This window comes from Brochothrix campestris FSL F6-1037 (assembly GCF_000525915.1).
Lineage (GTDB): Bacteria > Bacillota > Bacilli > Lactobacillales > Listeriaceae > Brochothrix > Brochothrix campestris.
In genome coordinates this window covers 1-6,224 of sequence record NZ_AODH01000051.1, presented here as the reverse complement: position 1 = coordinate 6,224, position 6,224 = coordinate 1, and the positions used below count along the sequence as shown (strand labels likewise).

Annotated in this window: 6 protein-coding genes and 1 pseudogene; all 7 read right to left on the bottom strand. The window is 43.6% G+C overall.

Annotated elements, in window-relative coordinates; all coding sequences use genetic code 11:
• Positions 1-569: 569 nt before the first annotated feature.
• The 7 genes and pseudogenes from BCAMP_RS10545 to hemE all read right to left on the bottom strand — a co-directional run bounded on the left by BCAMP_RS10545 (position 570) and on the right by hemE (position 5,547).
• On the bottom strand, positions 570-1,277 hold the full coding sequence (locus tag BCAMP_RS10545) for a uroporphyrinogen-III synthase (protein ID WP_035315517.1): 708 nt from the start codon (positions 1,275-1,277) through the stop codon (positions 570-572).
• 13 nt (positions 1,278-1,290) lie between these two features.
• Positions 1,291-2,264 (bottom strand): annotated as a pseudogene (gene hemB, locus BCAMP_RS10540) (porphobilinogen synthase).
• A gap of 23 nt (positions 2,265-2,287) precedes the next feature.
• Positions 2,288-3,214, bottom strand: coding sequence for a hydroxymethylbilane synthase (gene hemC / locus BCAMP_RS10535; RefSeq protein WP_035315516.1), 927 nt, complete (start codon positions 3,212-3,214; stop codon positions 2,288-2,290).
• Positions 3,199-3,753 (bottom strand): glutamyl-tRNA reductase, encoded by a 555-nt coding sequence (locus BCAMP_RS12740; protein ID WP_051457046.1) that lies wholly within the window; start codon positions 3,751-3,753, stop codon positions 3,199-3,201. The genes hemC and BCAMP_RS12740 overlap by 16 nt, the downstream gene beginning before the upstream one ends.
• Positions 3,731-3,988, bottom strand: coding sequence for a saccharopine dehydrogenase NADP-binding domain-containing protein (locus BCAMP_RS12735; RefSeq protein ID WP_051457045.1), 258 nt, complete (start codon positions 3,986-3,988; stop codon positions 3,731-3,733). The genes BCAMP_RS12740 and BCAMP_RS12735 overlap by 23 nt, the downstream gene beginning before the upstream one ends.
• 4 nt (positions 3,989-3,992) lie before the next feature.
• The gene (locus tag BCAMP_RS12730) at positions 3,993-4,490 is read right to left on the bottom strand and encodes a glutamyl-tRNA reductase (RefSeq protein WP_051457044.1); all 498 of its coding nucleotides are present in this window, start codon (positions 4,488-4,490) and stop codon (positions 3,993-3,995) included.
• Positions 4,491-4,503: 13 nt separating this feature from the next.
• Positions 4,504-5,547, bottom strand: a complete 1,044-nt coding sequence (gene hemE / locus BCAMP_RS10525; protein WP_035315515.1) for a uroporphyrinogen decarboxylase — start codon at positions 5,545-5,547, stop codon at positions 4,504-4,506.
• Positions 5,548-6,224 lie beyond the last annotated feature (677 nt).

The following is a 6,224-nucleotide window of genomic DNA, read 5'->3' as shown; positions in this document are numbered from 1 at the left end:
TCGATGGTAAAAACGAAATTGTTTTATCTCCAAACGTGTCATCCAAACACTAGCTGCCGAAGGACAGTTTATTACTTCTGAAAAAGATATCGCTTTTAGACAGAGTGTTTCAACAACTACTGTTAATCGTGCTTTACACCAATGGTCGCCTCAATTCAAACCGAACTATCAAAGGCTTCCACTAGATCTTTCAATGGATGAATTCAAATCGGTAAAGAGTGCTGATAGTCAGATGCATTTTATTTGCACTGATGCGAAAAAATATGAAATCATTGATATCCTCCCATCTAGAAGATTGCATCATCTCAGAGATTACTTTTCAAATTATTCATATGAAGCGAGAGCCTCAATAATAAACGTGCAGCGTCATGACGTTTGTGAAGGCGACTCTAGCGGGAAAAGTGGCAGCTGAATACCCCACAGCGGAGCGCGGAGGATGAAGCGTCACCCGCAGAAAGCGTCCTTCACAAATGTCATGACTACAAAAAAAGCAGCTACCAAAAAAGATAGCTGCAAAAATGACTTATTTCACTAAATTTTGAATAACAACACTATTTGACATAGAGCCGCTATTTTTTGTTATTTTCTAAAAAGGCACGAAAACCACTCACATGATAAGGCTTTGCTTCATAAGTGACGCGTAAACCTTCATTTTCAATTGCCGCCGTTGTGACAGGTCCAATTGACAACAAAGCAAACGTCGGTAACAACTGACGCTCTGAGGCTGTCAGCAATGACAGAAAAGAGCTCACTGTCGACGGACTCGTTAACGTGATACAATCACCGGCTTCAAACGTAAAGGGGATCCGTTTCGCAGGAACGACCGTATAGACGGTCGTATGGGTTAACCGACAAAGGGATGACAATGCATCTGCTAAGTCTGTCGTTGCGCGTGCAGATTGTGGCAGCCAAACCTTATCGGTTTGCTTAACCACCTGTGATACCGCTGCAACAACACCACTCGAGATGAATGAATCCGCCTCAATCACTGGTTCAATCCCATAGCCTCGCAACGCTGTCGTCGTGGCTGGCCCAATCGAAATGGCCTTAAATGTCGGGAATTGGCGCTCACCTAACACTGCTTCGACGGAGTTTTGACTTGTAAACACGATGTAATCCTCCGGAGCTAATTGGGTCAAATAGTGCTGTACCAACGTCTGCTGCTGTTTTTTTAAGGTCAAGACTGGAAAAAACAGAGGCCGATGACCCAATTCGGTAATGAGTTCCTGTAAGCTGGTCGCTTGATGTGTCATCCGCGTTACAATGATCCGTTTCATCTCATGACCCTCCCTAGTCTTTTGTTAACCAGCGACAGACGTCTTTTGCGTGGTAAGTAATAATTAAGTCTGCACCTGCACGCTTCATTCCAAGCAATGTTTCCATCACAATTTTTTCTTCGTCAACCCAGCCATTTTGAGCGGCTGCCTTAACCATCGCATATTCACCACTAACGTTGTAAGCGACAATCGGAACATCATGCGCATTACGTGTATCACGAATAATATCCATGTAGGCCATTGCCGGTTTCACAATTAAGAAGTCAGCTCCTTCAGCGATATCTGAGGCTGCCTCGCGCATCGCTTCCCGGCGATTAGCAGGTCCATTTGATATGTTTTGCGGTCACCAAAACGCGGAGCACCATCAGCAGCATCACGGAATGGTCCATAATAGGCTGAGGCATATTTAACTGCATAGGACATAATTGGAATGGCGTGATGACCAGCTTGATCGAGCGCCTCACGAATCGCAACAACGAAACCATCCATCATGTTTGATGGTGCAATGATGTCTGCCCCCGCATCGGCCTGCGAGACAGCAGTCTGTGCTAGGATTGCTAATGATTCATCATTTAAAATTGTTTCACCATCGATGAGACCGCAATGCCCATGATCGGTATACTCGCATAAGCAGGTGTCTGCAATGACGAGTAAATCAGGATAACGTGCTTTAATATAACGCGTTGCTTCTTGAATAATACCATGCACATGAAAGGCACCTGTACCAATTGCATCTTTTTCGGCTGGTAAGCCGAATAAGATTACCGCGGGTATCGCTAACGCATTAATTTCGGCTAACTCAGCATCGATTTGATCCAGTGAATACTGAAAAACACCTGGCATTGTTGGCACCTCGCGCTTCACGTGACGCCCTTCGACTACAAATAAAGGATAGATTAAATCTGCGCTCGCTAAACGATTTTCTTGTACCATTTGACGCATCATCGCTGTAGCGCGCAACCGACGATGTCTGTTAAACTGACTCATTTGAATTCCTTCTTTCAGTTTTTTTAATCGGTGATATTAAGAGCTGCAATCATCGCAGCCGCCCCTTGTTCAAATAACTGTTTTTTAGCTTGTTGTCCCACTACCTGACTATCACTGCCACTGCTTTTACCACGAATAACAGTTTGACCATCAGTAGCTGCCAACAAGGTTTCTAACTTAATCGTATCATGCACGAGCGTTGCATAGCCACCAATCGGCATATGACAACTGCCATCCATCTCATTCAAAAAAGCCCGTTCTGCCAATACCGTTTTAGCTGTGTCTACCTCATGAACACTGGCTAACATTTCACGAACGAAGTCATCCTCACGACGGCACTCAATCGCCAACGCTCCTTGACCAACGGCTGGTAAACACAGATTGGTCGGCAATGGCCACATCTCTGTCTCGTTATAGAGACCTAAACGTTTAAGACCCGCTGCTGCTAAAATAATTGCATCATATTCACCGTCACGACATTTTTGTAGGCGGGTATCCACATTCCCACGTAGCAATTTAATTTGTAGGTCAGGTCGTACCGCCAACAGTTGCGCTTGACGTCGTAAACTACTCGTTCCAATGACTGCCTTTGATGGTAATTGTTCGAGACTAGCACCCGTCGAACTAATCAGCACATCACGTGCGTCTTCGCGCTTCGGAATGGCACCAATCATTAAACCGGTTGGGAGTTCTGCTGGCATATCTTTCATACTATGAACGGCAATATCAATTTCACCATTAATCAGTGCCGACTCAATCTCTTTAATAAATAAGCCTTTGCCACCAATTTTGGCGAGTGCTTGGTCGAGTCGCACATCCCCCTTCGTGACAATCACCTTCACTTCGAATGTCACTGTCGGATAACTGGCTTGTAAGGCACCAATCACATGGTTCGTCTGTGTCATTGCCAATTTTGACCGCCGTGTTCCGACGGTTACTGTTGTTCGCATCCTGTTTCCTCTCCTCTGTCGGTTTCTAGTCCAAAAAGCTGTTCAATTAAGGCTAACTTTGCTGTTGCATCATCTGCCACAGCCAACTCTTTTGTTTTTATTATCGGTTCTTTAATGATTTGATTGACAATGCTTTTTGTTAACTTGCGTATAACCTTGCGTTCATGTTCATCAAGGTCAGGTAAACGACGTTCAAGGTTCGTCATAGTCTCTTCATATATCGCTAATGTTTTCGTCCGTAAACGATGAATCACTGGCGTCGCTTTTAAGGTTAGCTGCCACTGTGAAAAATGAGCAAGCGCTTCATTAACAAGTAACTCAACGTCTGCGATTGCCGCCATTCGCTGTGCCCTATTATCATTTGCCACAGCTTCAATCGCATCTAAATCAAAGCGTTCAATCGGTGTCAGCATCTCACAGTCAGGAGCCACATTACGGGGCAAACCTAGATCAACAATTTTTAGCGGTTGGCTGATATGTTCTAATTGCTGAGCGGTTAGAACATATTCGGTTGTTTTAACCGCACAAAAAAACGACATCCTGAGACGCGATGAGTTTTGATAGCTCCTTTTGCGGTGCAACCTGCACACCATAGCGCGCTGCCACTACTGCTGCCTTATCGAAGGTGCGGCTAACTAAGGTCACCTGTTGCATCTGAAAGCGCGGTTTTAAATAGTCGAGCACGAGCGTGCTCATCTTTCCTGCCCCGATAATTAAGAGTCGTGAGTTCGGCCACTGGTCAGCGCGTTGCTGTTCGATTAATTTAACGGCCACCGTACTAAGCGATACTGAGCCGTCGCCAATTAACGTTTCGGATTGGGCTTTTTTTGCCGACCGTAATCGCTTCTTTAAATAACTCTTTCAACACCATTCCGACTGTTTCTGCCTGTTGTGCACGCTCGAAACTATCTTTTACCTGCCCAAGAATTTGTGTTTCACCGACAATCATCGACGCCAAGCTCGTACTCACCTCAAAAAGATGTTTAACGGCTAAGTCATTATCATAAAACATCACCTGCTTGGCAATTTGTTCGTAACTTTGTTCAAATAGAGCCGCTAAAAAAGCACGCACATAATAACGACCACGTTTAACTTCATCAACGACTAAATATAATTCGGTCCGATTACACGTCGATAAAATAACATTTTCGAGTACACTATTTTGTTGATTTAATCGTTGCATCGTTGCATCAAGCACTTCTTCATTAAGATGATAGCGTTCGCGGTCTGCAATCGACACTGCTTCGTAGTTAATCGTTGCCACAAGTACTTCCATGTTTAATCCCTACCTATTCATTTTTATACGCCTGTACATATGCGGTCACTTGCTTAATGACAGCTGGGTCTGCTTCTGGGAACACACCATGTCCGAGATTAAAAATAAAGCCTGGTGCCGCTGTCCCTTGAGCCAGAATACGATCAAGCTCTGCTTTGAGCACGGGCCAAGGTGCTGTCAAATAGGCTGGATCCATGTTCCCTTGTAAGCTTTTAATTACGCCATTAGAACGGGCAGTCGTCAACGACATCCGCCAATCCATCCCGATGACATCGAGTGGCATTTGATTCCACTCCGCCATCAGGTGGGTCGCGTGGACACCATGCATAATTGTAACTGCTGGTAATGGCTCGATTGCTGTAAGGATTTTAATAATCCCCGGTGCAATGTAACGATTGTAGTCAGTTAAACTTAAATCACCAATCCATGAATCAAACAGTTGCACCGCACTGACACCAGCTTCAATCTGCGCTGTTAAATAAATGATGACCATCTCAGCCAGTTTCTCCATCAGTAACGCCCATTCTGTTGGGTGATTGTACATAAAGGCCTTTGTTTTTAACTTCGTTTTTGAGGGACCTCCTTCTATTAAATAACTCGCAAGCGTATACGGTGCACCTGAAAAACCAATTAAGGGAACAGTGAGCATCTCTTCTGTTAGTAAACGAATTGTCTCCAGCACATAAGGAATGTCTCGTTCTGGTTGTAGCACTGCCAACGCCTCGATATCGCTTAATGTTTTAATCGGAGTCTTAATGACCGGACCAATCCCAGGTTCGATTGTCACATCGACACCAATTCCATGTAAAGGTGTCATAATATCTTTATATAAAACAGCCGCATCGACATTATAATTATTAACCGGTAATGCCGTCACATAGGCACACAGTTCAGGCTGATGTGTTATTTCAAACAGTGAATGTTTCGCTTTAATGGCACGGTATTCTGGTTGAGAACGGCCTGCCTGACGCATAAACCAAACCGGTACGTGTTCGGTTTTCTCACCACGTGCTGCTCGTAAAAAGGTGTCATTTGTAATCTTTTTGTTTGTTTTCATCGTTACCTCCTACTTGAACTTTCATCAACCAATTATAGCAATAAACCAACGATAATCGTAACTTTTTGACCAGATACGCGATAAGTTCGTTTTTTCGTCACATTCTTACCTCTTTGCTTTTTCCCTCGTTTATTTGATTGACTTTAACCAAAAAAGCCCCCCTTTTTTTAATGGGGTCTCGGCTTTTAGACAAAGTCGAATTAAATTGATTTCACTTTGAAAGTTAGTTCAAGTGACTTTGGCCGCAAGATGACTTGACTGAAAAGAAACGTTGTTATATCCTCTCGTTTAATCAGCTAACTTCCATGAAATATCATAGAAGTTGAACGAGCTGATTTCACTTTCGTTCTAGTAGGCACGACGAGCGCGTGACGGTGCGCGTACTTGATGGTACTTAATCCCGAGCGAGCAAGTCGTAACGACCTAGAACAACGTTTATCTTCAGTCTGAGACCCCATTTTTTAAGGTTCTATAATTTATGGTGTTGGTGAATTTTCACTGATGCCTATTTTTTCGCAAAAAAATAGCAACATTTTCAAAATCCCTATAATATTAAGTCACCACAACAAATTTATAAGGGGGATTCGACAATGTCAGCTATCACTTTTTAATAATATCGCGAATTCCTCTGGAATTACAGAATTGAAATCTATTTCTTTTCCAAAAACATGGTGTTT